The sequence below is a fragment of the Halorubrum sp. B52 genome (assembly GCF_059752555.1).
On record NZ_MWTG01000009.1, the window covers coordinates 35,734 to 60,058 of the forward strand.

30 protein-coding genes and 1 tRNA gene are annotated in these 24,325 nt (G+C 70.3%); 18 read left to right on the plus strand and 13 right to left on the minus strand.

Going from position 1 to position 24,325, the window contains the following annotated elements; genetic code table 11:
* Nucleotides 1-10: 10 nt before the first annotated feature.
* Nucleotides 11-178: a DUF5786 family protein gene (locus tag B4V04_RS08785; protein ID WP_170938337.1), complete on the minus strand. Its 168-nt coding sequence runs from the start codon at nucleotides 176-178 to the stop codon at nucleotides 11-13.
* A 147-nt stretch (nucleotides 179-325) separates the two neighbouring features.
* Here B4V04_RS08785 and B4V04_RS08790 point away from each other — a divergent pair, with 147 nt between their 5' ends.
* Nucleotides 326-1,372 carry a DUF5784 family protein gene (locus B4V04_RS08790; RefSeq protein WP_498230910.1) on the plus strand — a complete coding sequence of 349 codons (1,047 nt, stop codon included), beginning with the start codon at nucleotides 326-328 and terminating at the stop codon, nucleotides 1,370-1,372.
* Between the two features lie 63 nt (nucleotides 1,373-1,435).
* Here the strand turns inward: B4V04_RS08790 and B4V04_RS08795 are convergent, their stop codons facing one another.
* Entirely contained in the window at nucleotides 1,436-1,720 is a 285-nt protein-coding gene (locus B4V04_RS08795) for a DUF5789 family protein (RefSeq protein ID WP_144798449.1), read from the minus strand.
* Between the two features lie 144 nt (nucleotides 1,721-1,864).
* On the opposite strand from B4V04_RS08795, the gene B4V04_RS08800 reads away from it, so the two are divergent.
* The 4 genes from B4V04_RS08800 (at nucleotide 1,865) to thpR (ending at nucleotide 4,619) form a co-directional block, all read left to right on the plus strand.
* On the plus strand, nucleotides 1,865-2,674 hold the full coding sequence (locus tag B4V04_RS08800; RefSeq protein WP_498230912.1) for a PHP domain-containing protein: 810 nt from the start codon (nucleotides 1,865-1,867) through the stop codon (nucleotides 2,672-2,674).
* 63 nt (nucleotides 2,675-2,737) lie between these two features.
* Nucleotides 2,738-2,902: a DUF6757 family protein gene (locus B4V04_RS08805; RefSeq protein WP_498230914.1), complete on the plus strand. Its 165-nt coding sequence runs from the start codon at nucleotides 2,738-2,740 to the stop codon at nucleotides 2,900-2,902.
* A gap of 118 nt (nucleotides 2,903-3,020) precedes the next feature.
* A complete protein-coding gene (gene hemB / locus B4V04_RS08810) occupies nucleotides 3,021-4,001 on the plus strand; it encodes a porphobilinogen synthase (protein ID WP_498230916.1) in 981 nt (326 codons plus the stop codon).
* Nucleotides 4,002-4,028: 27 nt separating this feature from the next.
* Nucleotides 4,029-4,619, plus strand: coding sequence for an RNA 2',3'-cyclic phosphodiesterase (gene thpR / locus B4V04_RS08815; protein ID WP_498230918.1), 591 nt, complete (start codon nucleotides 4,029-4,031; stop codon nucleotides 4,617-4,619).
* Between the two features lie 22 nt (nucleotides 4,620-4,641).
* Here thpR and B4V04_RS08820 read toward each other — a convergent pair whose 3' ends face one another.
* Nucleotides 4,642-5,952 (minus strand): hemolysin family protein, encoded by a 1,311-nt coding sequence (locus tag B4V04_RS08820; protein WP_498230920.1) that lies wholly within the window; start codon nucleotides 5,950-5,952, stop codon nucleotides 4,642-4,644.
* A 214-nt stretch (nucleotides 5,953-6,166) separates the two neighbouring features.
* Here B4V04_RS08820 and serA point away from each other — a divergent pair, with 214 nt between their 5' ends.
* Nucleotides 6,167-7,771, plus strand: a complete 1,605-nt coding sequence (gene serA, locus B4V04_RS08825; RefSeq protein ID WP_498230921.1) for a phosphoglycerate dehydrogenase — start codon at nucleotides 6,167-6,169, stop codon at nucleotides 7,769-7,771.
* A 225-nt stretch (nucleotides 7,772-7,996) separates the two neighbouring features.
* Nucleotides 7,997-9,025 (plus strand): DUF7504 family protein, encoded by a 1,029-nt coding sequence (locus tag B4V04_RS08830; RefSeq protein ID WP_498230923.1) that lies wholly within the window; start codon nucleotides 7,997-7,999, stop codon nucleotides 9,023-9,025.
* Between the two features lie 57 nt (nucleotides 9,026-9,082).
* Here the strand turns inward: B4V04_RS08830 and thrC are convergent, their stop codons facing one another.
* From thrC to B4V04_RS08850, 4 genes are all read right to left on the minus strand, one after another.
* Nucleotides 9,083-10,366 (minus strand): threonine synthase, encoded by a 1,284-nt coding sequence (gene thrC, locus B4V04_RS08835; protein WP_498230925.1) that lies wholly within the window; start codon nucleotides 10,364-10,366, stop codon nucleotides 9,083-9,085.
* Nucleotides 10,367-10,514: 148 nt separating this feature from the next.
* Nucleotides 10,515-10,730 (minus strand): DUF7569 family protein, encoded by a 216-nt coding sequence (locus tag B4V04_RS08840; RefSeq protein ID WP_498230926.1) that lies wholly within the window; start codon nucleotides 10,728-10,730, stop codon nucleotides 10,515-10,517.
* An 83-nt stretch (nucleotides 10,731-10,813) separates the two neighbouring features.
* Nucleotides 10,814-11,488 (minus strand): uracil phosphoribosyltransferase, encoded by a 675-nt coding sequence (gene upp / locus B4V04_RS08845; RefSeq protein WP_498230928.1) that lies wholly within the window; start codon nucleotides 11,486-11,488, stop codon nucleotides 10,814-10,816.
* Between the two features lie 78 nt (nucleotides 11,489-11,566).
* Entirely contained in the window at nucleotides 11,567-11,782 is a 216-nt protein-coding gene (locus tag B4V04_RS08850) for a DUF8107 family protein (RefSeq protein ID WP_498230929.1), read from the minus strand.
* A gap of 59 nt (nucleotides 11,783-11,841) precedes the next feature.
* Here B4V04_RS08850 and B4V04_RS08855 point away from each other — a divergent pair, with 59 nt between their 5' ends.
* Together B4V04_RS08855 and B4V04_RS08860 are read left to right on the plus strand one after the other, a co-directional pair.
* Nucleotides 11,842-12,168: a hypothetical protein gene (locus B4V04_RS08855; protein ID WP_498230931.1), complete on the plus strand. Its 327-nt coding sequence runs from the start codon at nucleotides 11,842-11,844 to the stop codon at nucleotides 12,166-12,168.
* A gap of 98 nt (nucleotides 12,169-12,266) precedes the next feature.
* Nucleotides 12,267-12,506, plus strand: coding sequence for a hypothetical protein (locus tag B4V04_RS08860; RefSeq protein ID WP_498232446.1), 240 nt, complete (start codon nucleotides 12,267-12,269; stop codon nucleotides 12,504-12,506).
* Nucleotides 12,507-12,542: 36 nt separating this feature from the next.
* Here B4V04_RS08860 and B4V04_RS08865 read toward each other — a convergent pair whose 3' ends face one another.
* Complete coding sequence (locus tag B4V04_RS08865) at nucleotides 12,543-13,778, minus strand: CobW family GTP-binding protein (RefSeq protein WP_498230933.1); 1,236 nt, start codon at nucleotides 13,776-13,778, stop codon at nucleotides 12,543-12,545.
* A 187-nt stretch (nucleotides 13,779-13,965) separates the two neighbouring features.
* On the opposite strand from B4V04_RS08865, the gene B4V04_RS08870 reads away from it, so the two are divergent.
* The 4 genes from B4V04_RS08870 (at nucleotide 13,966) to B4V04_RS08885 (ending at nucleotide 17,581) form a co-directional block, all read left to right on the plus strand.
* Entirely contained in the window at nucleotides 13,966-14,181 is a 216-nt protein-coding gene (locus B4V04_RS08870) for a hypothetical protein (RefSeq protein ID WP_498230935.1), read from the plus strand.
* Nucleotides 14,182-14,255: 74 nt separating this feature from the next.
* Nucleotides 14,256-14,552 carry a DUF7990 family protein gene (locus tag B4V04_RS08875; protein WP_498230937.1) on the plus strand — a complete coding sequence of 99 codons (297 nt, stop codon included), beginning with the start codon at nucleotides 14,256-14,258 and terminating at the stop codon, nucleotides 14,550-14,552.
* Nucleotides 14,552-15,529, plus strand: coding sequence for an ArsA family ATPase (locus B4V04_RS08880; protein ID WP_498230939.1), 978 nt, complete (start codon nucleotides 14,552-14,554; stop codon nucleotides 15,527-15,529). The genes B4V04_RS08875 and B4V04_RS08880 overlap by 1 nt, the downstream gene beginning before the upstream one ends.
* 162 nt (nucleotides 15,530-15,691) lie before the next feature.
* Nucleotides 15,692-17,581, plus strand: a complete 1,890-nt coding sequence (locus tag B4V04_RS08885; RefSeq protein ID WP_498230940.1) for a carbon starvation CstA family protein — start codon at nucleotides 15,692-15,694, stop codon at nucleotides 17,579-17,581.
* Between the two features lie 74 nt (nucleotides 17,582-17,655).
* On the opposite strand, the gene B4V04_RS08890 is transcribed toward B4V04_RS08885, so the two are convergent.
* From B4V04_RS08890 to B4V04_RS08900, 3 genes are read right to left on the minus strand one after another with little or no spacing between them, the layout of a single operon-like run.
* A complete protein-coding gene (locus tag B4V04_RS08890) occupies nucleotides 17,656-18,291 on the minus strand; it encodes a DUF6517 family protein (protein ID WP_498230942.1) in 636 nt (211 codons plus the stop codon).
* A 5-nt stretch (nucleotides 18,292-18,296) separates the two neighbouring features.
* Nucleotides 18,297-18,923, minus strand: a complete 627-nt coding sequence (locus B4V04_RS08895) for a DUF8052 family protein (protein WP_498230944.1) — start codon at nucleotides 18,921-18,923, stop codon at nucleotides 18,297-18,299.
* Nucleotides 18,916-19,296: a cupin domain-containing protein gene (locus B4V04_RS08900; protein ID WP_498230946.1), complete on the minus strand. Its 381-nt coding sequence runs from the start codon at nucleotides 19,294-19,296 to the stop codon at nucleotides 18,916-18,918. Before B4V04_RS08900 ends, B4V04_RS08895 begins: the two co-directional genes overlap by 8 nt.
* Nucleotides 19,297-19,443: 147 nt before the next feature.
* Between B4V04_RS08900 and B4V04_RS08905 the strand changes: the two genes are divergently transcribed.
* The 4 genes from B4V04_RS08905 to B4V04_RS08920 all read left to right on the plus strand — a co-directional run bounded on the left by B4V04_RS08905 (nucleotide 19,444) and on the right by B4V04_RS08920 (nucleotide 21,221).
* Nucleotides 19,444-19,677: a DUF8007 family protein gene (locus B4V04_RS08905; protein WP_498230948.1), complete on the plus strand. Its 234-nt coding sequence runs from the start codon at nucleotides 19,444-19,446 to the stop codon at nucleotides 19,675-19,677.
* A 99-nt stretch (nucleotides 19,678-19,776) separates the two neighbouring features.
* On the plus strand, nucleotides 19,777-20,463 hold the full coding sequence (locus B4V04_RS08910; protein WP_498230950.1) for a DUF5828 family protein: 687 nt from the start codon (nucleotides 19,777-19,779) through the stop codon (nucleotides 20,461-20,463).
* Nucleotides 20,464-20,515: 52 nt separating this feature from the next.
* A complete protein-coding gene (locus B4V04_RS08915; RefSeq protein WP_498230952.1) occupies nucleotides 20,516-20,773 on the plus strand; it encodes a DUF8001 family protein in 258 nt (85 codons plus the stop codon).
* A 70-nt stretch (nucleotides 20,774-20,843) separates the two neighbouring features.
* Complete coding sequence (locus B4V04_RS08920) at nucleotides 20,844-21,221, plus strand: helix-turn-helix domain-containing protein (RefSeq protein ID WP_498230954.1); 378 nt, start codon at nucleotides 20,844-20,846, stop codon at nucleotides 21,219-21,221.
* 4 nt (nucleotides 21,222-21,225) lie between these two features.
* On the opposite strand, the gene B4V04_RS08925 is transcribed toward B4V04_RS08920, so the two are convergent.
* Both B4V04_RS08925 and B4V04_RS08930 read right to left on the minus strand, forming a co-directional pair.
* Nucleotides 21,226-23,364: a S9 family peptidase gene (locus B4V04_RS08925; RefSeq protein WP_498230956.1), complete on the minus strand. Its 2,139-nt coding sequence runs from the start codon at nucleotides 23,362-23,364 to the stop codon at nucleotides 21,226-21,228.
* Between the two features lie 90 nt (nucleotides 23,365-23,454).
* Nucleotides 23,455-24,063, minus strand: a complete 609-nt coding sequence (locus B4V04_RS08930) for an IMP cyclohydrolase (protein ID WP_498230958.1) — start codon at nucleotides 24,061-24,063, stop codon at nucleotides 23,455-23,457.
* Between the two features lie 168 nt (nucleotides 24,064-24,231).
* Here B4V04_RS08930 and B4V04_RS08935 point away from each other — a divergent pair.
* A tRNA-Gln gene (locus B4V04_RS08935) sits at nucleotides 24,232-24,304 on the plus strand.
* Nucleotides 24,305-24,325 lie beyond the last annotated feature (21 nt).

A 24,325-nucleotide genomic window follows, 5' to 3' on the forward strand; every position in this document is an offset into this window, starting at 1 on the left:
AGTCGCCGTCTCACTCGCCCTGCAGCTCCTGGAACTTGTCGAGGAGTGCCTCCGCGGAGTCGCCGGAGTCGTAGGTGAGCGATCCGGAGTACTCCGGCCGCTCGGCGTCGAAGTCGGCGTCGACTTCGCTGGTCTTCTTTTCGCGACGCTCGTGTTCGGCCTCGTCATAGGCACCCATTGACATGGTACACCATACCTTAGAAATAATCCTTCATATATGTGTCGGTGAATTGTCTCCTCTCCGAAACGACCCTGTCGTCGCGGCCGCGATGCGTCGCCTCCGGGCCACCGGAACCGATTAGACCCGGCGTCCGGTAGCACCGCCGTGGCACAACCGCTCCGATTCAGGCGCGCTCCCGGCCGGTGGAGCGCCGACCGCGTCCGCTCGCAGCTCGAACGGCCGCTCGACGACAACCTCGGGGCCGCGGCGAGCGACCCGTGGTTCAGCCCCCCGCCGGGGTACGACGCGCGGCGGTTCGACATGGACGACGGCTCCTTCGCCCTGTTCTGCTGGACCGAGAACGACGCCGATCCGCCCGCGGGGGCGAGCGGCGGGCCGGTCGGATACTGGATCGGAAACACCGAGACGCCGAGCGAGCTGTGGCGCACGGACAAGTACGGCTTCGACGAGGCCCCGTACCCGGTCTCGCGGTGGGTCCAGCGGGAGCTGCTCGCGGCGCTGCACGACGACGAGCCGTGGCTCGCGGCGTACCCGCACGTCTCGTGGTACTTCCTCCCCGTTTTCTCCTCGAAGGACGGCGCGGAGACGACGCGGGCGTTCTTCCGCGACCACGCGGCGGGATTCCCGGACGCGACGCGCGAGGAGGGGACCGGGTTCGTCGAGGAGACGCTCCGGCCGGGGATCCTCGACGGCTACCGCGAGACGATGGCGGGCAAGCTCGGCACGTCGGCGTCGCTCGATCTCGTGCGGATGAGCGCGACGATGGCGGAGTTCACCGCGGCGCGGATCCTCACCGACTCCGGCTACGACGTGACCCCGGAGATCGAGGTGACGACCGGGCACTCGCTCGACTTCCGTGCGACCGACCCGGACACCGGGCGGGCGTTTCTCGTCGAGGTGACGCGCCCGCAACCCGCCTCGAACCGGTCCGCGAGCGGTCCCGTCGCGGCGGTCCGCGACACCGCGGAGACGAAGACGAGCGGCCAGCTGGAGGCGCACGGCGGCGGCGTCACCCTGCTCGTCGACTGCACCTCGTTCCCCGCGGACGATTGGGCCGCGGTCCGGGACGCCGAACCGGACGTCCGACACCGCCCGGCGGTCGTCCTCCGCGCGCGCCCGAACGGGCACGTGGAGGGATACCGAAAGGGATCGGTGCCGGTCGACCTGTCGCCGGCTATCGACTGGATCTGAGTCGGATCGTCACGTGAGCGACGGTCGAAAAAGTCGAAAAGAGCGGTCGAACCCCGGTTCCGTTCAGAACGAGACCGGCGAGGGCCCGTCCTCGGCGTCGGTCGTCGGGTCGCGGTCCGAGTAGAACCGCCGACCGACTCCGCGGTGGCAGACGCCGGCGCGGAGGGTGGTGAACACGTCCTCCGCGTCGTCGAACGTCTGGTCCCCGAACCGCTCCAGCACGTCGCCGAGACGCTCGGAGCCCTCCGCGAGCTCTACGGTCGCGTTCCCGTGGGCCGCGATCAGTTCCTCCGAGGTCGTCGGATATTGGTGCCGTTCGAGTCGGTCGTCGACGCCGTTCAAGCGCATCAACAGACGGGAATCGCCGACGGTTCTTAATGATTGTCCATGTACAACCTTAGTCGGGGGATACCTAATTATATTTCCTTATATTGGTGTGCGTTCACGTGCAACTATCGTCGGCGCTTAGTACGGGGTCGCCGAACGGAACCCATGGACACGGACCGGATCGTCGCCGACCTCCACGCGCACACCACCGCTTCGGACGGCACTATGACGGTCGCGGAGCTCGCGGCGACCGCCGTCGACGCGGGGCTCGACTGGGTCGCCGTCACCGACCACGACCGGGTCCACCCCGACCTCGACGCCCCCGTCGTCGAGCGCGAGGGAGTCCGGGTCGTCCGGGGGATCGAACTGCGCGTCGACGCCGGCTTCGAGCGGCTCGACCTGCTCGGGTACGCGGTCGAACGCACCGCGGCGCTGGACGACGAGACCGAGCGCCTCCAGGCGGATCGCCAGCGGCGGGGCGCCGCGATCCTCGAGGCCGTGGAGGAGCGACTCGGCGTCGACCTCGGCGTCGAGCCCCGCCCCGGTCTCGGGCGACCCCACATCGCCCGCGCGATCGAGGAGTCGGCGGCGCCGTACGACTACGCGGGCGCCTTCGACGAGCTGATCGGGAACGACGGCCCCTGCTACGTCCCCCGCGACGTGACCGAGCTGGACCGAGGGATCGAGCTCCTCCGAGACGCGTGCGCGTTCGTCGGGCTCGCGCACCCGTTCCGGTACGACGACGCCGACGCCGCGCTCGACGTCGCCCGCGAGCTGGACGCGGTGGAGCGGTTCTACCCGTACGGTCGCCCGGTCGACGACGCCCGCGTCGAGCGGGTCGCCGCCGAGAGCGACCTCCTCCTGACGGGCGGGAGCGACGCACACGAGCGGACCCTCGCCGAGGCGGGGCTCACCGCCGAGGCGTTCGAGCCCGTCCGCGACCGGCTGCCGGAGCCGACGGCGACCCAGTCGTGAGGAGCTCCGGATCCTCCCCGATCGACGAACAGGATTAAGCCCGACGCCGATAGAGTAGCGACCATGCGGTGTCACTACTGCGAGCGGGAGGCCACGTACGAGGCCGAGCAGAGCGGCGTGGTCGTCGGCCTCTGCGAGGAGCACTTCAAGCGGCGCGTCGAGGAGCTCGCGGAGTCGGACGAGCTCGCGTCGCTCCGCGACCGGATCGACGTCGAGTCGTCGGAGTAGCGCCCCTCGCACCCTCCGACCCGTCGCTTTTCGTCGACCTCGGCCGGCTCTCCCGTTCCTCCCGCGCCGGCTCGCCGCGGACGGATCATAAAAGACCGCCCGGAGCCAACGCTCCGGTATGCACCCCACCGACCGTCCGCGGCGGCTCCGGACCGACGGCGTCCGCCCCCTCGTCAGCGAGCACTCGCTGTCGGCGTCGGACCTCGTCGCGCCCGTCTTCGTCGACGCGACGACCGACGAGCGCGTCCCGATCGAGACGATGCCGGGTCACGAGCGCGTCCCGGTGAGCGAGGCCGTCGCCCGCGTCGAGGAGGTTCGAGACACCGGCGTCGAGGCCGTGATCCTCTTCGGTATCCCCGAGTCGAAGGACCCGGAGGGCACTCGCGCGTACGCCGAGGACGGCGTCGTCCAGCGCGCGATCCGCCGCGTCGACGCCGAGACCGACGCCTACGTGATCGGCGACGTCTGCCTCTGCGAGTACACCGATCACGGTCACTGCGGCGTGATCGAGGAGTCGGCGGAGACGGATCCGACGCTGACGGTGAAGAACGACGAGACCCTCGATCTGCTCGCGGAGACCGCCGTCTCGCAGGCCGACGCCGGCGCGGACATGGTCGCGCCCTCCGCGATGACGGACGGGCAGGTGCGGGCGATCCGCGAGGCGCTCGACGAGGCGGGCCACGAGGAGGTGGCGCTCATGAGCTACGCCGTCAAGTACGAGTCGTCGTTCTACGGTCCGTTCCGCGACGCGGCCGACGGCGCGCCCGCCTTCGGCGACCGCCGCCATTACCAGATGGACCCCGCGAACCGCCGCGAGGCGCTTCGCGAGGCCCGGATCGACGCCGAGGAGGGCGCCGACGTGCTGATGGTGAAGCCCGGGCTTCCCTACCTCGACGTCGTCGCCGACCTCCGGCGGGAGTTCGATCGGCCGATCGCCGCGTACAACGTCTCCGGCGAGTACGCGATGCTGCACGCGGCCGCCGAGAAGGGGTGGCTCGACCTGGAGGCGACCGCCGGCGAGTCGCTGCTGTCGCTCAAACGCGCGGGCGCGGACCTGATACTCACGTACTTCGCCGAGGACCTCGCCGAGCGCTTATAACCGAACGCGACCGACGTCCGGCCGACCATGCGAGCGTTCTTCGCCGTCGACCTGCCCGAAGAGCTGTCGGAGCCCGTCGCGGAGGCGCAGGCCGCGTTCGAGGGCGCCGAGGGCCTGCGGTTCGCCGACCCCGAGCGGGCCCACGTGACGCTGAAGTTCCTCGGCGAGATCGGCGAGGGAGACGCCGCCGAGAGCGACGACGAGACCGACGCCCCCGCCCTCGACGACGTGATCGCGGCCGGGGAGCGCGCGGTCGCGGACGCCGGCGTCGACCCCTTCGAGTGCGCGATCGAGGGGTTCGGCGTCTTCCCGAGCCTCGATTACATCTCGGTCGTCTGGGCGGGAGTCGGCGCGGGGAGCGCTGAACTGACCGCGCTCCACGAGTCGCTGGAGGCCGAGACGACCGCGCTCGGCGTCGATCCCGAAGCGCACGCGTTCACCCCGCACGTCACGCTCTCCCGGATGAACGACGCCCGCGGGAAGGAACTGGTGCGGGAGGTCGTCCGCGAGCGCGATCCCGAGGTCGGCCGGTTCGAGGTCGACGACGTCCGGCTCGTGAAGTCGACGCTGACGAGCGACGGGCCGGTGTACGAGACCGTCGCGTCGTTCGAACTCTGACGAGGGCCTCCCGACGCCTCCGTCACTCCGCGCCCTCTCGCTCCCCGCCGGCGCCGCCCGCGTCGCCCGCGCGGTCTCCCGCCTCGCCTCCCGGGTGCTCGACCCGGACCCGCGTCACTCGCGTCGGGGTCGCGCCGGTGACGGTGAGCGTCACGTCGCCGACGGCGACGCGGTCGCCCTCGGCCGCGACGCGGCCCATCCGCTGGGTGATCAGCCCCGCGACCGTCTCCACGCTTCCGTCGACCGGGAGGTCCAACCCGAGGGTCTCGTTGAGGTGCGCGACGGTGGTCCACCCGCGGACGACCGCGGCGTTGGGCGCCACCACGTCGACGTGGTCGGTCTCCCATCGACCGACCAGCTCGCCAACGATCTCTTCGACGACGTCCGCCAGCGTGACGATCCCGACGACCGCGCCGAACTCGTCGACGACGATCGCCATCCGCCGGCCGGTCGACCGCAGCTCGTCGAACAGCTCGTCGACGGGCAGCGTCTCCGGGACGAACGTCGGCTCGCGGAGCGCGCTCGCGAGGGGCTCGCCCCGCTCATGGGCGCCGATGGCGTCGCGCACGTCGACGGTCCCGACCACGTCGTCGCGGTTCTCGCCGTAGACGGGCATCCGTGTGACCCCCTCGCGCCCGGCGGTCGAGAGCGCGTCGGCCGGGGTCGCGGTGTCCGGGACCGCCACCATGTCGGTGCGCGGGACCATCACCGCGGAGACGCGCGTCGACTCCAGGTCGAGGACGCCGCGTATCATCGCGCCCTCCTCCGGGTCGATCGCGCCCGCCGCCTGCCCCGAGAGCACGAGCGTCTCGATCTCCTCGCGGGTGAGGTACGACTCGATGTCGGACTCGCCGCCGGTGAACCGGTTGACGACGCCGGAGAGCGCCTCGAAGACGTAGAGCACGGGCCGGATGACTCGTTGGATCGCGACGACGGGGCGGGAGACCCGGAGGGCGTGTTTCTCCGCGTTCGCGACCGCGTACGACTTCGGCGCGATCTCGCCGAAGACGATGACGAAGACGGAGGTGACCAGCGTCGAACCGGTCGCGGCCTGCCCCCCGGAGAAGCCGAACCGGACGAAGACGGCGGTCGCGACCGAGGCGGCCGCGATGTTGGCGACGTTGTTGCTCACGAGGGCCGTGACGAGGAACCGGTGCGAGTCCTCCCGGAGCGCCGAGAGCGCCCGCGCGCCGGGCACGTCCGCGGCGAGCAGCGAGTCGATCCGGTGGGTCGGCACCGAGAAGACGGCCAGCTCCGAGCTGGAGAAGAAGGCGCTGATCCCCGTCAACACGAGGATGGCGGCGACGCCGACGAACGCGATCGTGATGTCCATGTGTGCCCGTGCGGCCGGATATAAAAGGCAGTACCGCCGCGGTCTCGCCCCGGTCCCGGATCGGACGGGTGCCCTCGACCGCGATCGGGTAAGCACGAACGAGGAGGTTCCACCGGAAACAGAGGGGTTGGATACGCACGATTACGGATCATATCGGACGGCAAAACGGCGCGATGAGGAAAGCGTTAACCTCGCCCCGCCGGAGGATACGGGTATGAAGGTACTCGTGACCGACCCCATCGCGGACGCGGGGTTGGACCGACTCCGAGACGCCGGCCACAAGGTCGAAACGGACTACGAGGTCGAGGGCGACGCCCTCCTCGACGCCGTGAGCGACGCCAACGCGCTCATCGTCCGCTCCGGGACCGACGTGAACGAAGCGGTGTTCGAGGCCGCCTCCGATCTCGTCATCGTCGGCCGCGCCGGCATCGGCGTCGACAACATCGACATCGAGGCCGCCACCGACCACGGGGTCATCGTCGCCAACGCGCCCGAGGGCAACGTCCGCGCCGCCGCCGAGCACACGGTCGCGATGACGTTCGCCGTCGCGCGCTCGATCCCGCAGGCGCACGGCCGCCTCCTCGGCGGCGAGTGGGCGAAAGGCGAGTTCCTCGGCACCGAGGTGAACAACAAGACGCTCACCATCGTCGGGCTCGGCCGCGTCGGCCAGGAGGTCGCCAAGCGGCTCGACTCGCTCGGGATGGACCTCGTCGTCTACGATCCGTACATCTCCGAGGAGCGCGCCGACCGGCTCGGCGCCGAGCTCGTCGAGGACCTCCACGAGGCGCTCGCGCGCGGCGACTTCGCGACGGTCCACACCCCGCTCCTCCCCGAGACCGAGGGGATGATCGGCGAGGACGAGCTGGCCCAGCTGGAGGGCGGCTACCTCATCAACTGCGCCCGCGGCGGCATCGTCGACGAGGCCGCGCTCGCCGAGGCGGTCGAGGACGGCGTCCTCGCCGGCGCCGCGCTCGACTCCTTCGCCGAGGAGCCGCTCCCGAAGGACTCGCCGCTGCTCGACGTCGAGGAGATCGTCTTGACGCCGCACCTCGGCGCCTCGACCGAGGCGGCCCAAGAGAACGTCGCGGTCGACACCGCGGAGGCCGTGCTCGCCGCGTTCGAGGACGAGCCGGTGCTCACCGCGCTCAACGCGCCCTCCGTCGACGAGACCGCCTTCCCGCGGATCAAGCCGTACATCGCCGTGGCGGAGACCGCCGGGAAGGTCGCCGCGCAGCTGCTCGACGGCCGGATCACCAGCGTGGAGGCGACCTACGAGGGCGACATCGCCGCGGAGGACGTCGAGCTCGTCACCGCGAGCGCGCTGAAGGGCGTCTTCGAGCCGCTGGAGTGGCAGGTGAACGCGGTGAACGCGCCGCGCCTCGCCGAGGAGCGCGGCATCGACGTCACCGAGTCGAAGACGCGCCAGACGGAGGACTTCCAGAGCCTGGTGCGCGTCACCGTCCGCAACGGCGACGACTCCATCGCGGTCGAGGGCACCCTGTTCGCGGGCGAGGACCCGCGGATCGTCCGGATCGACGGATTCCGCGTCGACGCGGTCCCGTACGGTCACATGCTTGTCGCGCGCAACACCGACGAGCCGGGCGTCATCGGGCTCATCGGCACGGTCCTCGGCGACTACGACGTCAACATCGCCGGGATGTACAACGCCCGCGAGACGCAGGGCGGGGAGGCGCTCACCGTCTACAACCTCGACCACGACGTCCCCGACGCCGCGATCGAGACGCTGCTCGGCGACGACCGGATCGTCGAGGTCACCGAGATCACGCTGGACGACGCCGACGAGCGACAGGCGGAGTAAGGGTTCGGTAGCGCTTTTAAACGTCGACGCCGTCGCGACCCGCGGAGAGTCGCGCGGGCCGTACCGCGGCTCCTCCGCCGCGAACGCCCGAAGTTCCGAATCGGACATTTACGCGGCGTATCGGGCACTCATCGCGGCCGATACGCCCTCGAACGGGTCCGTTGCGATCCCACATCCGCCGAATGAGCGACAAACTTATCTCAATCAGTTGGCGACTAGGGGGCAGTGACAGAGTCGTATCAATCGCTCAATGATCACATCACCAGGTCGTCGACGATTCTCCTCCTCGCGCCGTCAGACGGTTCTCCGGACGACCGCGCCTGTATCGATCTGATGACTCGGAAACCGCCCGGCGAAACCAACGCGCTGAGCGTTACGCTCTCCGCGTCTCCCGCCGAGCGGCTATCGATCTGGCGGCGCGAGTCCGGCGGCGAGCTCCCGGCGCAGACGGCGATCGTCGTCGGGAGCGGTGAGACGACGGACAGCCCGCTCTCGACGTCGGATGCGGGATCGATCTCCGTACGCGAACTCCCTGAAAACCCGGATCTACACGACATCGGCCTCGCCATCGCCAACCAGCTCGGCGCCTGGCGGAACGCCGACGAGACGACGGCCATGTGTCTCCACTCGCTGACGACGCTGTTCGCCGCGTACGACGCCGATCAGGTACTCGGTCTGATCACCGCTCTCAATCACCTCTGCGACGAACACGACGTGATCGCTCACCACCACGTCGACCCGGAGGGGCTCGACGACGAGACGGTGACGACGCTTCGCCCGCTGTACGACGCGGTGCTCGAGTACACCCCGGAAGGCGGCTGGATACCGACGGAGAGCGTGGTACGGGGATCGACGCTGTCGTTCGGCTCGACGACGCCGGCACCGGGCGGACGTGCGAAGACGGACCCCGACCGCCCCGAGACGGTGCCGATGCGGTACTCCTTCGACACCCTCCTGGATCTGCTGTCGTTCCCGCGGCGGCGGACGCTGCTGTACTACCTGAAGAACCAATCGGCGGACGAGATCCCGCTCGAGGAGCTCGTCGAGGAGGTCCACGACATCGAGCGATCGCTGCCGGTTCGCGATTCGTCTCCGCGCGAGGTGGTTCGGACCGAGCTCCTCCACACCCACCTACCGAAGCTCCAAGAGGTGGGGATCGTCCGGTACGACGCCGACTCCCAGACGGTTCATTACACCGTGAATCAGGGGCTCGAATCCTATCTCAACTACATCGAGACGGTCGAGTTAGGCTGATCGGGGCCTGCGAACGGCCGTTCGGCGACCGGGCGTTTCCGCCGGGAAAACGGCGCTTCAGCCGTGCAGGTGATCGAGCACCGCGTCCACGTCGTTCGGGACGGGTTCGGGGTCGCCGCCGGCCTCGTAGGCCGCCTCGGGGTCCTTCAGGAGGTGCCCCGTCGTCAGGCAGACGACGCGCTCGTCGTCGTCGACGACGCCGGAGCGCCGGAGCTTCTTCAGGCCGGCGAGGCTCGCCGCGGAGGCGGGCTCGACGCCGACGCCCTCGGCGGCGAGGTGGCGCTGCGCCGCGGTGATCTCCGCGTCGCTGACGGCGACGGCGGTGCCGCCGGTGTTGCGGATGCCGGGGATCGCCTTCGGCGCGTTGACCGGGTTGCCGATGCGGATGGCGGTCGCGCGCGTCTCGACCTCCTCCCACCGACGGATCTCGTCGTTTCCCTCCTCGATCGCCTCCACCATCGGCGCGGCGCCCTCGGCCTGTACGCCGGTGAGCTTGGGCACCTCGTCGACGTCGAGCGCGCCCGCCTGGACGAGCTCGCGGAAGCCCTTGTAGAGGGCCGAGGTGTTGCCCGCGTTGCCGACGGGGAGGACGATCCGGTCCGGGAACGCCCCGTAGTCGGCGTAGAACTCCTCTAAGATCTCGAAGCCGATCGTCTTCTGGCCCTCCAGGCGGAACGGGTTCAGGGAGTTGAGCAGGTACGCCTCGCCGCGGGCGGCCAGCTCCTGGACGATGTCGAGGCAGGAGTCGAAGTTGCCGTCGACCTCCAGGATGCGGGCGCCGTGGAGGCTCGCCTGCGCGACCTTCCCCGCGGCGACCTTCCCCTCCGGGAGGAGCACGAGCGTCTGCATGTCGCCGCGCCCGCCGTAGGCGGCGAGCGCGGCCGAGGTGTTCCCGGTGGAGGCGCAGGCGAGCGCGCCGACGCCGAGCTCCTTCGCGACCCGGACGCCGACGGTCATCCCGCGGTCCTTGAACGAGCCGGTCGGGTTCATCCCCTCGTGTTTGATCCTGAGCGCGTCGACGCCGACCGACTCCTCGATCCGCGGGACGCGGTGGAGCGGGGTGTCGCCCTCGGGGAGCGTGACGCCGATGTCGAACGGGAGCGCCTCGCGGTAGCGCCAGACGCCGCGCTCGGGGCCGTCGGAGGAGGCGCCAGACCCGAACTCGTCGAACGTCGGCGGATCGGCGTAGCGCACCTCCAGGAGCCCGTCGCACGCGTCGCAGGTGTACCGGACGTCCTCGAAGGGGCCGAACGTCTCGTCGCACTCGATGCAGGCGAGCCACGTCCCGTCGGCGGCGCAGTCGGGCGCCGCCGGGGCCGGGGCGTCGATGGCGAGGTCCATTACGTCGCCGTCCGTGCCGCCGCGGCTTAAGACGGGCGGTCTAGACGGACGTTGCCGTCCGCGCGCACCGAGGCGAACCGGTTCGGCGGCGGCCCATCCCCGCCGCGCGACCGCCGCGGCGCGGCTCGGTTGACGACGGTCGTCCCGCTCAGTCGACGATGATCTCGGAGGTGTCGTCGGACTCGTCCGGACCGGAGCCGAGTCGGTCCTGATAGCGCTGGATCCAGTCGGCGAAGCAGTCGGGGCAGAGCCGCTGGGTGTCGATGTTCGCCCGGTCGACACTCAGCCGGACGGTCCGCGAGAGCGCGTCCGTCGTCGGCTCGCCGCAGTCGTCGCATGGCTCGGTCGTCGGCGCGTTGCTCATACCGATCGGTCGCGGGGACGGCTCTTAAAAGTACGTCGGCCCGCGGAGATCGAGTGCGAGCGTCGAGGTCGCCGGCGCCCGGCTCAGACCGTCCGGAACGCGCGGTCGCCCGCGTCGCCGAGCCCGGGGACGATGAACCCGTCGTCGTCGAGGTAGTCGTCGATGGCGACGGTCAGCAGCTTCGCCTCGGGCACCTGCTCGCTCACGCGGACGAGCCCGTCGGGCGCCGAGACCGCCGAGAGCACGAACAGGTCCTCGAACTCGTCGGCGTCCCCGAGGACGTGATCGAGGACCGCGCACATCGTCGAGCCGGTCGCGAGCATCGGGTCGGCGACGATGACGGTGTCGTCGGGGCCGATCTCGGGCAGCTTCACGTAGTCGATGGTGATCGGGAACTCCCCGTCGGTCATCCCGGCCTCCTCGTCGCGGCCGGCGGAGATGACCCCCTGCTTCGCACGGGGGAACGCCTTCAGGAGTCCCTCGACGAACGGGGTCGCGGCCCGGAGGACGTTGATGATGACCACGTCGTCGAGCCCCTTCACGCGCTCGCCGGTCGTCTCCTGCAGCGGCGTCGTCACCGGGACGTACTCCGTCTCCATCGCGCCGTCGATGATCTCGTACCCGCAGATGCGGCCGAGCTTCACGAGCCCCTTCCGGAAGGCGACCTGCTCGGTCTCGACGTCCCGGAGCCGCGAGAGGGTGTCCTTCGCCAGCGCGTGCGTGATGAGGTACGCGTCGTCGCGGTCTTCGATCGTCATTGTCGGGAGAGGGGCCGCGTTCGGCTTAAAACGTGGCGAACCGCCGCGAGCGCGCCGTCCGCCGCCGTCGGCTCTGACTCACCGCAACACCACGAGGTACGTCGCGGCGAAGATGATCAGCGCGAGCGTCCCGACGTTCGCCGCGGTGAGCGCGGCCATCCCGGCCCTGTCGAGTCCCCAGAGGACGGTCCACGCGAACCCACCGGACAGGACCGCGTTCAACAGGAGGATCAGCCGCGGGTCGCCCTCCGACTCCTCTATCCCCTCGCGGATCCCCTTCTGCTCCTCGCTCATGGCAGACATCCCGGGAGACCGGCACTTAGCTCTTTGTCCGTGCGACCCGTACTCGCCACATGGATCTCGAGGTGCACGTGCGCAACCGACACGGTGACCGGGTGGACCCCGTCCCGTTCCTCGTCACCGTCGGGCTCGCGTTCGCGTTCTCGCTCTCGTTCGGTCCGATATACGGCCTCTCGTACGGCCTCACGCTGGCGACGTCGCTGGCGACCTCGACGCTCGCCTTCGCGGTCGCCGCCGCGGCCGCCTATCACCGGCTCGTCCGCCGCGCCCCGCCGCTCGACGCCGGCCCGCTCCCGCCCGGCCCGCGGGTCGAACGGCTCCTGTACGGCGGGGCCGCGTTCGGCGTCCTGCTCGTCGCGCTCACCGTTCCGCTGCTGTGAACCGCTGGTTCCGGCCCCCGCGCTCGCCGGGAGCGCGGCTGTGCGCACAGTTCACACAGCACCGGGAGAGTAAGATGGCGGAACTCGTACAAACGGTTATGGGGATCTTTAGCACGGTGGCGGACACGCTGAAGGGATCGACCCAGCGCGCGGCCGAGACCGCCGGCGACGACGGCTCCGAGGGGTCGTACTGGTGCGACGACTGCGGCGTGCGAGTCCGGGACGTCGAGGTCGACGCGGAGGGGCTCGACCGCGAGGGCGACGGCACGCCCGTCTGTCCCGACTGCGGCGACTCGATGCGGTTCGAGCGCGCGAGCGGAAGCGGCTGCGCCTGCTGAGTTCGCCGACTCAGATCCGGCGTCTCGACCCCCTTCTCACGGCTCGCGGAGCGCCACCTCAGCGCCCTGTTCCGTCGGGAACGGGTCGTCATCGGCGATTTCGCCCTCGCCCTCCTCGACGGCCGCCCACTCCTCGTCGGTGACGAGCGCGTCGTCGAACCGCTCCCGGATCGCCGCCTCGTCGATGCCCGTGCCGATGACGACGTACTCCGTCAGGCGGTCGCCGTGCTCGTCGTTCCAGTCGAGGGTCGGTCGGTTCGAGCGCAGCATGTCGCGCTCGACCTCGGGGAGGCTCGCGATCCAGGGACCGAGCGCTTTGACGCGCACCGACGCGCCGGCCTGCCCGACCTGCTGGCGCTGGTCCGTGCCCGCGACCCACAGCGTCCCCTTCGAGCGGACGACCTCGGGAGGGAGATCGCGGAGGACGCCGGCGATCCGGGCCGGGTGGAACGGTCGCCGGCGGCGGTAGGTGAAGGAGCCGACGCCGTACACCTCGTCCGGGTGGCGGTGTGCGTGGCCCTCACCGTCGTGATCGGCGTGGTCTCCGTGGTCCTCCGCCAGCGCCCGCTTCCACCCCGGGAGCTCGCCGAGCTCGCCGGCGTCGAACAGCCCGACGTCGAGGACCCGGTCGGGGTCGACCGCGGAGAACTCCGCGACGACCGTCTCCGCGCCCGGCTGCAGCGCGCCCACGAGCCCGATCGCCTCGTCCATCTCCGCGTCGGTACAGAGGTCGGCCTTGTTACAGACCACCAGATTCGACACCTCGACCTGCTCGACGAGGAGGTCCGAGAGCGGCCGGTCCGCCTCCTCGTCGTCCGCGGCGACGCGGCGCTCGGGGACGTCGTCGCCGGCGAAGGCGTCGAGGAACCGGCGCGTGTCGATCACGGTCACCAGCGCGTCGACCCGGTAGCGGGCCGCCGCGCGCGACTCGGTCGTGAACAGCCGCGCGACGGGCGCGGGCTCGGAGATGCCCGACGACTCGACGACCAGGTTGTCGAAGGAGCGCTCGTTCGCGAGCCGCACCACGGCGGTCTCCAAGTCGTCCTGGAGCTCGCAGCAGATACAGCCGTTCGACAGCTCCGTGACGCCCTCGACGTCGACCTCGGACTCCTCGGCGATCAGCTCGGCGTCGACGTTGACGTCGCCCATGTCGTTGACCAGCACCGCGATGTCGCGATCGCCGGCGTTCCGCAGGAGGTGGTTCAACAGCGTCGTCTTCCCCGCCCCGAGGCTCCCCGAGAGCACGGTCACCGGGATCCGGTCGTCGTCCATGCGAGGCGGTCGGTGTGCGGGGCCCTTCAACGTCGCGGCGGCGGAAGCGATCGCGCTCGCCGGCGGCGGAAGCGGTCGCGATCGCTGGATGCCAGAACGGTCGCGCTCGCCGGGGTCGGGGCCCGTCTCTCCCCTTCGTTCGTCGGAAGCCGATACGTTGATACGTCGCGCCCCCGCACCGGCGACCATGTTCCAGTACGTGTCGGCGGCAGGGATCGCGGCGATCGTGGTGACCGTCCTGATGGTCGTCGCGATGCTGTACCTCGTCTGGGGCGCGCTCGGTGGGGAGGCGCACTCGCCGACTCCGGACGTGGACGAACAGCCGGAGCTCGACGACGGGGAGGAGGCGGCCGAGTCCGACGAGCCGCAGGGCGAACTGGCCGCCGACGGCAACTCGGTCTGACGAGCGACGACGCGACCCGCCCCCGACGCGCGACCGCGACAGCTTTTAACACGCCCCGACCGTCACGACCGATAATGACAGTCGCAGACCGGATCGAAACCTTCCGAGCCGCGCTCGAGGAGTGGCTCCGCGGCCTGTATCACGGGATGGTCACCCACGCGGCCTACGAGAAGATCGAGAAGGAGGCCGAGGACACGGAAGACGAGTTCATGCTCGCGTGCTTCCCGGACGCGTTCGGCATTCCCTCGCCGGTCTCGTACTACACCGCCGAGCTGCTCCCGTACCTCGAAGACGAGTTCGAGGCCTGGGAGCGCCGGCTGTGGGACCGCGAGAGCCTCTTGGAACGGAAGGGCCAGCAGTACCACTTCTGATGGAGCAGTTCGTCTTCTTCGGCGGGAAGGGCGGCGTCGGCAAGACCACGGTCTCGTGCGCCTACGGGTACCGCTGTGCGAACGCCGGGCTGCGGACCCTCGTCGTCTCGACCGATCCCGCGCACTCGGTGTCGGACGTGTTCGACCAGCGGTTCGGCGACGACCCCGAGTCGGTCGACGGCGTCGAGGGGCTCGACGCGATGGAGATCGACCCCGAAGACGAGATGCAGCGACACCTCCAGGAGATACGCGAGGGGCTCTCCGAACAGGTGTCGACGGCGATGGTCTCGGAGATCAACCGGCAGCTGGAGATGTCGCACGGCACCCCGGGCGCGTACGAGGCCGCCCTCTTCGACGCGTTCGTGGGCGTGATGCGCGAGGAGAGCGAGCCGTACGACCGCGTCGTCTTCGACACCGCGCCGACCGGGTCGACGCTGCGCCTGCTCGGGCTCCCGGAGTTCCTCGGCGACTGGATCGACCGCCTGCTGTACAAGCGCAAGCAGTCGATCGACCTGTTCGAGAAGGCCGCGATCGGCGACGCGGAGCCGCGGCGCCTGATGGACGGCGATCCGGTCTTAGAGCGGCTCCAGCGTCGCAAGGAGTTCTTCGATTTCGCGGGCGACACGATGCGGAACGACGCCGCCTTCTTCCTCGTGTTGAACCCCGACCAGCTGTCTGTCAACGAGACGGGCCGCGCCATCGAGGGATTCACCGAGCGCGACCTGCGCGTCCGCGGCCTCGTCGCGAACAAGCTCACCCCGTCGCCGGACGAGGACGAGGAGGGGCGCGGGGCCACCTACCTCCGCGACAAGGTCGCGACCGAGCGCGAGCGGCTCGACCAGGTCCGCGAGGAGTTCGACCCGCCGCTGGTCGCCGAGATCGAGTCGCGGACCCGAGAGGTCCGGGGCGACGTGCTCTCGGAGGTCGCCGCGGCGCTCGACGTCGAGACGGGGGACCCCGTGAGCGCGCGCGAGTAAGAACCGGTGGCGAAGACGAGAAATAAAGCATCGGTGACGTGAAACGAACCGATTCCCGCCGCCTATCTTCCCGCTTTCTTCAACCAAATCGGGTAACTATCACGGTTGAAGCTAATACTTAATACGCTGTTTCCGAACCGCGTTTATGAGGCAGGGGAACTCATGACAAGTGTAATTTGGATCACGGTCGCTGTGCTGAGTACGTTCACACTCGGGTACATGGGGTACTCGCGGTACCTCTCCCAGTTCGTCGAACTCGACGCCGAAACGGAGACGCCGGCGCACAAGTACGAGGACGGACAGGAGTACGTCCCGTCGAAGAAGCCGGTGTTGCTGGGGCATCACTTCTCGAGCATCGCCGGCGGCGCGCCGATCGTCGGCCCGATCACGGCCGGCGCCGTGTGGGGATGGGTCCCCGCGCTGCTGTGGATCGCGATCGGCAACCCGCTGATGGGGTCGGTCCACGACTTCGTCGCGCTGTCGAGCTCGCTGCGACACGAGGGGAAGTCGATCGGCTACATCATCGGCCAGTACGTGGGCGAGCGCGGCAAGAACATGCTGCTGTGGTTCGCGTTCCTCACGATCATCCTCGTCGTGGCGGTGTTCGCCCTCGTGGTGGCCATCGTCTTCGACGCGTTCCCGCAGGTGACGACCGCGAGCTTCGTGTACATCGCGCTCGCGCTGGTGTTCGGCGTCTACCTGTACCAGCTGAACGGTCCGTTCGTCCCGGGGACGGTCCTGTTCGTCGCCGCCGTCTTCGGCGGCGTCTGGCTCGGTATCGAGTTCCCGTTCGCGCTGTTCCCGGCGGTCGGCGACGCGGCGTACCCCGCCGGAACGCTCGTTCTCGCGGACGTGCTCGGGCTCGGGAGCGGGCAGTGGATCCCCGGGTCCTCGGCCGTCGCGATGAACCCGAACCGGGCGGCGTGGGTCCCGGTCATCATGCTGTACGCCGGGATCGCGAGCGCGCTCCCGGTGTGGACGCTGCTCCAGCCGCGTGACTACCTCTCGTCGTTCCTCCTGTACACCGGCGTCGGAGGGGCGCTGCTGGCGATCATCGTCGGCACGCTGCTCGGCACCTCCGCGCAGCCGCTCGTCATCGCCGACTCGATGGGCGCGTTCAACGGCTTCTGGGGCGTCGAGGGGGCCGGCCTCGCGCCGCTGTTCCCGCTCCTGTTCATCACCATCGCCTGCGGGACGATCAGCGGGTTCCACTCGCTGGTCTCCTCGGGGACGACGGCCAAACAACTCGACAAGGAGACCGACGCGCGGCTGATCGGCTACGGCGGCATGCTCGGCGAGGGGCTCCTCGCCGCGGTCGCGCTCTCGACGCTGGCGGTCGCCGGGTTCGCCGACCCCGCCGGTGGGATCGGCGCGGCGCTGCCGAACTTCGCGACCGGCGGCGGCATCATCCTCACCAGCTTCGGGCTGCCGCAGTCGTACGGGGCGCCGTTCATGGCGCTGGTGCTCGTGAGCTTCCTGCTCACGTCGACCGACACCGCCGTCCGCCTCGGCCGCTACATGATGGAGGAGATCGTCGGGGTTCCCACCGGGGACACCGCGTCCGGCTTCGAGAACCTCACCGACGGCCCGCGGGCGGCCCTCGCGAGCCTCGCTCGCGGTCGCTACACCAACCCGGTGGTCCAGGCCGTCCCGGCGTACCTGATGGTCATCTCCGGCGAGTGGCTGACGCTGTGGGCGCTGTTCGGCGGCGCCAACCAGCTGCTCGCGGCGCTCGCGCTGCTGACCGCCACCGTCTGGCTGGCCAACTGGGACGACTCCAAACAGCTGGTCTCGACGGGGGTCCCGATGGCGATCATGACGACGATCACCGTCCTGGGGCTCGCTTGGCTGGCGTTCTACAGCAACCTGTACCAGAACCTCATCCAGGGCGGCGCCGAGGGTCTCAGCTCCATCGCCTCGTCCGTCGTTCAGATGGTGCTGGCGCTGGTCCTCATCTACATCGCGCTCTCGCTGGTGAAGATCGGCTACGATAACATCCAGTCCGCCCGCGGCGGAACCTCCGGCGTCGCCGCCGAGCCGAGCGACGACTGAGGCGCCGCCTGCGGCTTCGACGACCGATTTTTAATTTTCCGACCGGCCAGCGACGCGCCCGTCGCGCGCCCGGGTCAGGCGTCGCGCGTGACCGCGCCGAACGGCGGGTCGTCGGCGCCGTCGGGCGCGACCGCGACCGCCGTGACGGCGTCGCTCCCGACCCGCACCCGGACCCGCTCCAGTTCGACGGCCGTCCCGTCGGCGGTCGCGGTCGCCGTCTCGCTCTCCGCCTCGGTCCCGAGCAGGGTTCGCGTCGCCGCGCTCTCCCACTCCGAGACCGACGAGACGTTCGCGCCGGTCGCCAGCTCCACCGCTCGCGCGGCCGACACCGCGGCGATCGGATTGCGGACGACCTCCGGCTGTTCGATCACCGCCACGGCCGGCGCGGTGACGACCCCGAATCGCCGACCGTCGTCGGCGGCGTACCCCCGACGGAACACGGTGGCGATCACCTCGCGGGTGTTCGAGATCTGGACGTCGCCGGACAGGTCGACCGTGATCGAGACGGTCACCGTCGTCTCCGTCGAGAGGGTCTCCTCGTAGCCCCGATCGGAGGCCGCGGCGTCCGAGAGAGACGCCGGTCGATCGGCGGTCGCCTCGATCGGCTCCTGTTCCTCGGGGAGGAGCGCGCAGCCGGCGGTCGCCGTCGCGACGCCGGTCACCGCGGTGAGGAACGCGCGCCGAGGGCGCGGGGAGCGAATCGGGCGCATCGCGGTCACCGCCAGAACCGCTTCGCGAAGCGGGAGAGGAACCCCTCGTCCGGTTTCTCGACGGGTTCCCACAGCCGGAACGCGCCGGTGACGTCCGCGGCCTCGCTGTCGACGATCTCCTCCTCGTCGGGCGCGACCACGATCAGGTTCACCTCGTAGTGCCCGTAGTAGCCGAGCTTCAGCAGGGTGCGGTCCCGGAACCCGTCGACGAACTCGGCGACGTCGTCGGGGATCCGATCGGCGACGAGGACGAAGGTGACGTCGGTGCCGAAGTGCTCCTCGTTCGGCGTGATCCGCTCGTCGGCGACGCGGTGGCCGACCTCGACGAGCCGCTCGAGCTCCCCCACCGTCGGGCTCGTCACCCGGCGCGCGAACAGGTGCTCCATGATGTCGTGGTCGGCGTAGCTCAGCGCCGGGTGGAAGAACTGCTTCTGGTTGCGCATCCGCATCTCCCCCGCGAACTCGAACCGCTCGCCGTGGACGACCACGTCCCGCTCGAGGTCGTAGCTGTACATCAGCCGGTCGGAGACCCGGTCGAGGTACTCGTCGTCGTAGTCGGGGACCGCCTCGCTGATCTCGGCCGGCAGCTCCTCGGAGTCGCGGCGCTCGCCGCCGTCGACCGCGTCACTCATCGGCGGGATCGTACGCGACCGCGTCGCCGTCGGCGGGCGGCGCGCCGATCGCGAGCACGGTCACGGGGCCGTCGGCGTCGGCCGGGTTGTACGCGCGCTGCGGGCTCTCTGGGTCGACGACGAACAGGTCGTCCGCGGGCACCTCGTAGGTCCCCTCCGGGGTCTCGATCGAGAGCCTCCCGTCGAGCACGTAGAACGCCTCCTGTTGGGTCTCGTGGTAGTGGTACGCGAGCGGGAGCTGCTCGCCCGGCTCGGCGCGGAACCGGTTGATCGCCGTGAAGTCGAGCCCGCCCGGCTCGGAGAGCTTCCGGCACTCGCAGGGGCGGTCGGGCTTCGGCTCCACGGCGTCCGTGTCGACGACTCGGTATCCCATGTGAACTCATTCCACGGACCGATTGAAAAGCTCGTCGGGCCGGCGTCGGTCGGTTCGGGAGCTCCCTCCGTTCGGCGAGAAAACGACGTAGCGGCTCCGGCGTCGGGTTTTAAGACCGTCGAACACGATCGTTCGGTAGAGAGACCCATGTCCGACGAGGAGATCCAAGCGGAGGCGTGCGGACGGTGTTCGATGTCGACCGTCGTGGGCGCGGTGAACGGCGACAAGGACCCGGAGGACCGCGCCGAGCACGATCCGTTCGCGGGCGGACGCATCGAGGTCGACGAGTCCTCGATCCGTCGGGTGTCGCCCGCGGGGTTCCTCAGCGACCTCAAAGACCGGGTCGACGAGCTCGGCCGCCGGCTCTCGTACGGGAAGTAGGCCGGGAGAGCGCCGCCCGGGGAAGCACCGCCGACGTGCGCGAGCACACGTCAGGTCGGAGAGACTTATACGCGTTCGTTTCTTATGGGGGTCCACGCGATGGAAGAGAGCATCTCCGGCTTCAAGGTGCGCGGGGACTGGGGCGACGTCGTCGAACACGGCGAGCGAATCGCGTTGGCGCTCCGCGAGACGGGCGCCGACGGCGACGCGTTCCACGAGTTCGACGACTGGCGCCCGAAGTCCCACGAGCGCATCGACGAGGACGTGTCGGCGAAGACCGCCGAGCAGGCGTCCGTCGCCGAGGGCGAGGGCGAACAGGCCGGGAAGACGCCGGGCGACGACCTCCAGACGGCCGGCGAGAAGCTCACCGAGTCCTACGAGAAGGTCGAGGAGAACGACACCGAGAGCGCGATGGAGAGCTGGGGCGAGTCGATCGGCCACGTCGCCCGCGCGGCCGACTCGGCCAGCCGCAAGGCGCTCCGAAAGGTGGAGGACACGGTGTACCGCAAGGTGATGACCCAGATGGCGCCGTACTACTTCGACAACGAACTCGTCAGCGCCAACATCCAGGAGGTCGGCCGCGGCGAGGACGGCGAGACGTTCGAGTTCGAGGTGAACGTCAACGACGACGAGCTGAAGGCCGAGGTGAGCGACATCCTCGCGGAGTACGAGTCGGAGATCGACCGCTGGCACGTCGAGACCGAGAAGCGCACGGACGACGTCGCCGCCGCGGAGGGCGTCGAACCCCCTGAGACGGAGGGCGGCCCGGACTCCACGATGACGTGATCGGCGCGCGAGACACGCGCAATTTTAATCCGCCGACGCGCGAAGGGCGCGTATGAGCGAGGTACTCCGGATCGAGGCCGGCGAGCTATCGGCCGACGAGATCATCGACGCCCTCAACGACGGCCGTCGGATCCTCGTCGACGTCGAGGTGGCCGGCGGGCGCCACGAGGTCGTGCTCCGGTACGACGGGGAGACGTATCACTGCGACACGCCGACGAACCTCCACCGCCACGCGGAGGAGGACGAGATGCGCGGCTGTATCGACCGAATGGGGTACGCCAGCGCCGGCGCCGGCGGCGACGGCGACTGAGTCGGGCGCCGACGCTCGGCCGCGGTCCGCCGATGACGACTTTTAACCCGGCCGCAGCCGAACGGCGCCTATGAGCGACCCCGAGATCGAGGACCTCGTCGGCGACGTCTCCCCCTCGTTCGAACACGTGCTCTCCTGCGTGTTCGGCATCCGCGACCACGAGAGCCGCACGTACCTGACGCTGCTCGATCACCCGGGGAGCACCGTCGCCGAGCTCGCCGAGACGCTCGACCGGGACCGGTCGAACGTGAACCGCTCGCTGTCGACGCTCCGGGACAAGGGCCTCGTCGAGCGCCGCCGTCGGCTGCTCGACTCCGGCGGCTACGTCTACCAGTACACCGCGATCCCGGTCCCGGAGGCGAAAGAGCGGCTCCACGACGCGCTCGACGAGTGGGTCGAGGGGGTCCACGCGGCGATCGACGCGTTCGACCCGGACGAACGGGAGTGAGCGGCTACTCCGCCTCGTCTCCGTCCGCCTCTCCTTCCTCCTCGCTGTCCCCGTCGCCCCCGGCGCTCAGCCCCTCCTCGTCGGGGCGGTCGAGCGCCCGCGGCGCGTCGTGGTGCTCGGAGTAGCCGTCGAACCACCGGACGATCCGCTCGATGCGGTCGACGACGTGCCCGGGCTCGCCGGAGCGCGAGAGCTCGTGGCCCTCGCGCGGGTAGCGCACGAACCGCGTGTCGACCCCGTTCTTCCGCAGCATGCGGTGGTACAGCTCCGCCGTGCAGATCGGCGTCCGGGTGTCGTCCTCGCTGTGGATCAGGAGCGTAGGGGTGTCGACCGCGTCGGCGTGGCCCGTCGGCGACCGCTCCCACAGCCAGCCGGGCTCCTCGGACGGGACCGTGTCGAAGTCGCCCTCGACGAGCTTGTACGCCCCGTCGGTCGAGCCGTAGAAGCCGGTGAGGTCGTAGACGCCGCGCTGGGAGACGGCCGCGCGGAAGTAGTCCGTCTGTCCCACCGTCCACGCCGTCATGAACCCGCCGAAGGAGCCGCCGGTGAGGAAGGCGTTCGTCTCGTCGACGTACGGGCGCTCCGCGACCGTCTCCGCGCCGGCCATCACGTCCGCGAGGGTCACCTCGCCCCAGTCGCGCTCGATCGCCTGCATGAACGCCTCGCCGTAGCCGGTCGAGCCGCGCGGATTCGACCAGAAGACGACGTAGCCGCGGGCCGCGAGCGTCTGGAACTCGTGCCACATCGTCCCCGCGGTCGACCACATCGCGTGGGGGCCGCCGTGGACCTCGACCGCGAGGGGGTACGCCTCGTCTCCCTCCTCGCCCTCCCCGTTCGGATCGAACCCCGGCGGCGTCAGCACCCATCCCTGGATCTCCGTCCCGTCCGACTCGAACCGTATCTCCTCCGGCTCGCCGATCTCGCGCCCCGCGAGGTAATCGGCGTTCAGCTCCGTGAGCCGCGTCGTCTCGCCGCTCCACGCGTCGTGCGCGAAGACGTCGCCCGGGTGGTCCGGCTCGCTGGCGGCGAACGCGACCGTCACCTCGCCGGGGCCGGCGCCCTCGTCGCCGCCGACGGTCGCGCCGGAGACGGTCCCCGGTCGGAGCAGTCGTTCGGGCGACTCGCTCCCGTCGGCCGGGACGTGCCACAGTGCCGTCCTCCCCTCGTCGGGGGTCGCGAAGTACAGCGTCGCGTCGTCGGGGCCCCACTGCGGCGCGGCCTCGTAGCCGAGCCCGCGGTCGATCTCTCCCGTGAGATCTGTCACCGCGCCCGTCTCGCGGTCGACGACGCGGAGGTCGACCGGCCGCATCGACACCCGCTCCGGCTCGGCGTGGGTGAACGCCACTCGCCCGTCGGCGGTCGCCGCGATCGCGGCGCCCCAGCCGGTGGTCGTGTGGACGTGCTCCGTCTCGCCCGTCTCGAAGTCGTGCGCGAGGATCGCGATCTCCGACGAGTCGTCCGGGTCGTCGCCGACCTCCTCGGCGAAGTAGAGCGTGTCGGCGTCGCCCCAGTCGGGCGCGGCGAAGTCGGCGTCGCCGTCGGTCACCCGCTCGACGCCCTCGGCGGGGTCCGGCGCCGTCGCGCCCTCGACCGCCGCGTCCGCGTCGACGACGTAGACGCCCGACCGCCGGCCGTCGAAGTACTCCTGGCCGGAGCGGTAGACGGTGCGGTCGATCACGCGGGGGTCGGGATGCTCCTCGGGCTCGTACTCCGCCGGGACCGCGAGATCCCGGTCTTCCTCGCGGTCCTCGGCGGTCACCGACTGCACGAAGGCGATGCGCTCCCCGTCGGGCGACCAGGCGATCTCCGAGACGCCGCCGACGACGTCGGTGACCCGCCGGGCCTCGCCGCCGTCGACCGGGAGCACCCACAGCTGCTGGCGGTCGTCGGCGGCGCCCCGCGTCGAAGTGAACGCGATCCGGTCGCCGGACGGGCTCCAGCGCGGCTCCGCGTCGGAGCCCTCGGCGAGCGTGAGCCGGCGGGGGGCGGCGCCCGCGACGTCGACGAGGTACACCGTCGACTCGTACTCCTCGTCGTCGGTCGGCTGGCGTCGCAGGAAGGCGACCCGGTCCCCGTCGGGCGAGATCCGCGGGTCGGCGGGCGTCGCGATGTCGTGGTAGTCGGCCGCGGTGACGCGCTCCATGGGGAGCGGTCGACCGCCGCGGCCAAAAGGCGTCGGAAGCCGGAAAATGGGCGGAACGGGGTGGCGGCGTCGCCCCCGTCGCGGCCGCCCCTACTCGCCGCCGTTGTCGAACGCCAGCGTCACGCCGTCGCGGTCGACGGTCGCGCCCGCGGCGCACACCGGGTGCTCGAAGTCGGCGCCGAGGAGTTCGGTCGCGGCCGCGCCCGCGTCCGGCGCGTCGGCCTCCGCCGCTTCGAGCGCGTACGGCTCCGGGCTGTCGGTCTCGTAGGTGGCGACGATCGTCGGCTCGTCGACGGCCTCGACGAGCAGCGCGTCGCGGCGGACGACGCCGATCGTCGCCGAGCCGCTCCCGACGACGCCGGCGATCCGCGGCGTGTCGTAGTCGTCCTTCTCGAAGTCGAGCGCGAGCAGCGGGGTCGCGAGCGCGTCGCGGGCCGGGTACCCGAGCTCCAGCTTCTCCGCGATCGGATCGACGTGCGACCCGTTGCCGACGACCGCGAGCGGCTCGTCCGTGGGGGTTCTGACCGCGCGCGCGCAGTTGTACGAGACGTAGGGGTTGTCGGTCTCGGGGGCGTCCGGCGTCGGCCCCACCGTGAGGGTCCCGTCGCGGTCGAGCACGCGCCGGTTCGGGAACGAGCGCGAGGAGACGCGGTAGGCGCCGATTCCGGGGGCGACGACGACGAATCGTCCGACGTACATACAGCTTCGTGGTTATCCGGGCGAGTAAAGCGCATCGATATACGCACGTTCGTCGATCGGATTCGGTCGCGGGCGGCCCGTCGCGTTCTCATCGCCTGTGAACGCGTGACAGAGGGCCGGCGACGCGCAACGCTTACAAACACGCACAGGCTATCGGTGGTTGCGCACAGTCCATTGGGGTAGTGGCCAATCCTGTTGCCTTCTGGGGGCAACGACCCTGGTTCGAATCCAGGATGGACTATTCTCGCGGTTCGCCCTTCCT

Excerpts from the sequence above, each read along its gene's own strand:
- B4V04_RS08930 (WP_498230958.1), bottom strand. The coding sequence starts at position 24,063 with ATGTACGTCGGACGATTCGTCGTCGTCGCCCCCGGAATCGGCGCCTAC.
- B4V04_RS08805 (WP_498230914.1), top strand. The coding sequence starts at position 2,738 with ATGCGGTGTCACTACTGCGAGCGGGAGGCCACGTACGAGGCCGAGCAG.
- B4V04_RS08865 (WP_498230933.1), bottom strand. The coding sequence starts at position 13,778 with ATGGACGACGACCGGATCCCGGTGACCGTGCTCTCGGGGAGCCTCGGG.
- B4V04_RS08920 (WP_498230954.1), top strand. The coding sequence starts at position 20,844 with ATGAGCGACCCCGAGATCGAGGACCTCGTCGGCGACGTCTCCCCCTCG.
- B4V04_RS08855 (WP_498230931.1), top strand. The coding sequence starts at position 11,842 with ATGGATCTCGAGGTGCACGTGCGCAACCGACACGGTGACCGGGTGGAC.
- thpR (WP_498230918.1), top strand. The coding sequence starts at position 4,029 with ATGCGAGCGTTCTTCGCCGTCGACCTGCCCGAAGAGCTGTCGGAGCCC.
- B4V04_RS08860 (WP_498232446.1), top strand. The coding sequence starts at position 12,267 with ATGGGGATCTTTAGCACGGTGGCGGACACGCTGAAGGGATCGACCCAG.
- B4V04_RS08895 (WP_498230944.1), bottom strand. The coding sequence starts at position 18,923 with ATGAGTGACGCGGTCGACGGCGGCGAGCGCCGCGACTCCGAGGAGCTG.
- hemB (WP_498230916.1), top strand. The coding sequence starts at position 3,021 with ATGCACCCCACCGACCGTCCGCGGCGGCTCCGGACCGACGGCGTCCGC.
- B4V04_RS08900 (WP_498230946.1), bottom strand. The coding sequence starts at position 19,296 with ATGGGATACCGAGTCGTCGACACGGACGCCGTGGAGCCGAAGCCCGAC.
- upp (WP_498230928.1), bottom strand. The coding sequence starts at position 11,488 with ATGACGATCGAAGACCGCGACGACGCGTACCTCATCACGCACGCGCTG.
- B4V04_RS08800 (WP_498230912.1), top strand. The coding sequence starts at position 1,865 with ATGGACACGGACCGGATCGTCGCCGACCTCCACGCGCACACCACCGCT.
- B4V04_RS08905 (WP_498230948.1), top strand. The coding sequence starts at position 19,444 with ATGTCCGACGAGGAGATCCAAGCGGAGGCGTGCGGACGGTGTTCGATG.
- B4V04_RS08875 (WP_498230937.1), top strand. The coding sequence starts at position 14,256 with ATGACAGTCGCAGACCGGATCGAAACCTTCCGAGCCGCGCTCGAGGAG.
- B4V04_RS08890 (WP_498230942.1), bottom strand. The coding sequence starts at position 18,291 with ATGCGCCCGATTCGCTCCCCGCGCCCTCGGCGCGCGTTCCTCACCGCG.
- B4V04_RS08885 (WP_498230940.1), top strand. The coding sequence starts at position 15,692 with ATGACAAGTGTAATTTGGATCACGGTCGCTGTGCTGAGTACGTTCACA.
- serA (WP_498230921.1), top strand. The coding sequence starts at position 6,167 with ATGAAGGTACTCGTGACCGACCCCATCGCGGACGCGGGGTTGGACCGA.
- B4V04_RS08795 (WP_144798449.1), bottom strand. The coding sequence starts at position 1,720 with ATGCGCTTGAACGGCGTCGACGACCGACTCGAACGGCACCAATATCCG.
- B4V04_RS08840 (WP_498230926.1), bottom strand. The coding sequence starts at position 10,730 with ATGAGCAACGCGCCGACGACCGAGCCATGCGACGACTGCGGCGAGCCG.
- B4V04_RS08910 (WP_498230950.1), top strand. The coding sequence starts at position 19,777 with ATGGAAGAGAGCATCTCCGGCTTCAAGGTGCGCGGGGACTGGGGCGAC.
- B4V04_RS08850 (WP_498230929.1), bottom strand. The coding sequence starts at position 11,782 with ATGAGCGAGGAGCAGAAGGGGATCCGCGAGGGGATAGAGGAGTCGGAG.
- B4V04_RS08820 (WP_498230920.1), bottom strand. The coding sequence starts at position 5,952 with ATGGACATCACGATCGCGTTCGTCGGCGTCGCCGCCATCCTCGTGTTG.
- B4V04_RS08870 (WP_498230935.1), top strand. The coding sequence starts at position 13,966 with ATGTTCCAGTACGTGTCGGCGGCAGGGATCGCGGCGATCGTGGTGACC.
- thrC (WP_498230925.1), bottom strand. The coding sequence starts at position 10,366 with ATGGACCTCGCCATCGACGCCCCGGCCCCGGCGGCGCCCGACTGCGCC.
- B4V04_RS08880 (WP_498230939.1), top strand. The coding sequence starts at position 14,552 with ATGGAGCAGTTCGTCTTCTTCGGCGGGAAGGGCGGCGTCGGCAAGACC.
- B4V04_RS08785 (WP_170938337.1), bottom strand. The coding sequence starts at position 178 with ATGGGTGCCTATGACGAGGCCGAACACGAGCGTCGCGAAAAGAAGACC.
- B4V04_RS08915 (WP_498230952.1), top strand. The coding sequence starts at position 20,516 with ATGAGCGAGGTACTCCGGATCGAGGCCGGCGAGCTATCGGCCGACGAG.
- B4V04_RS08925 (WP_498230956.1), bottom strand. The coding sequence starts at position 23,364 with ATGGAGCGCGTCACCGCGGCCGACTACCACGACATCGCGACGCCCGCC.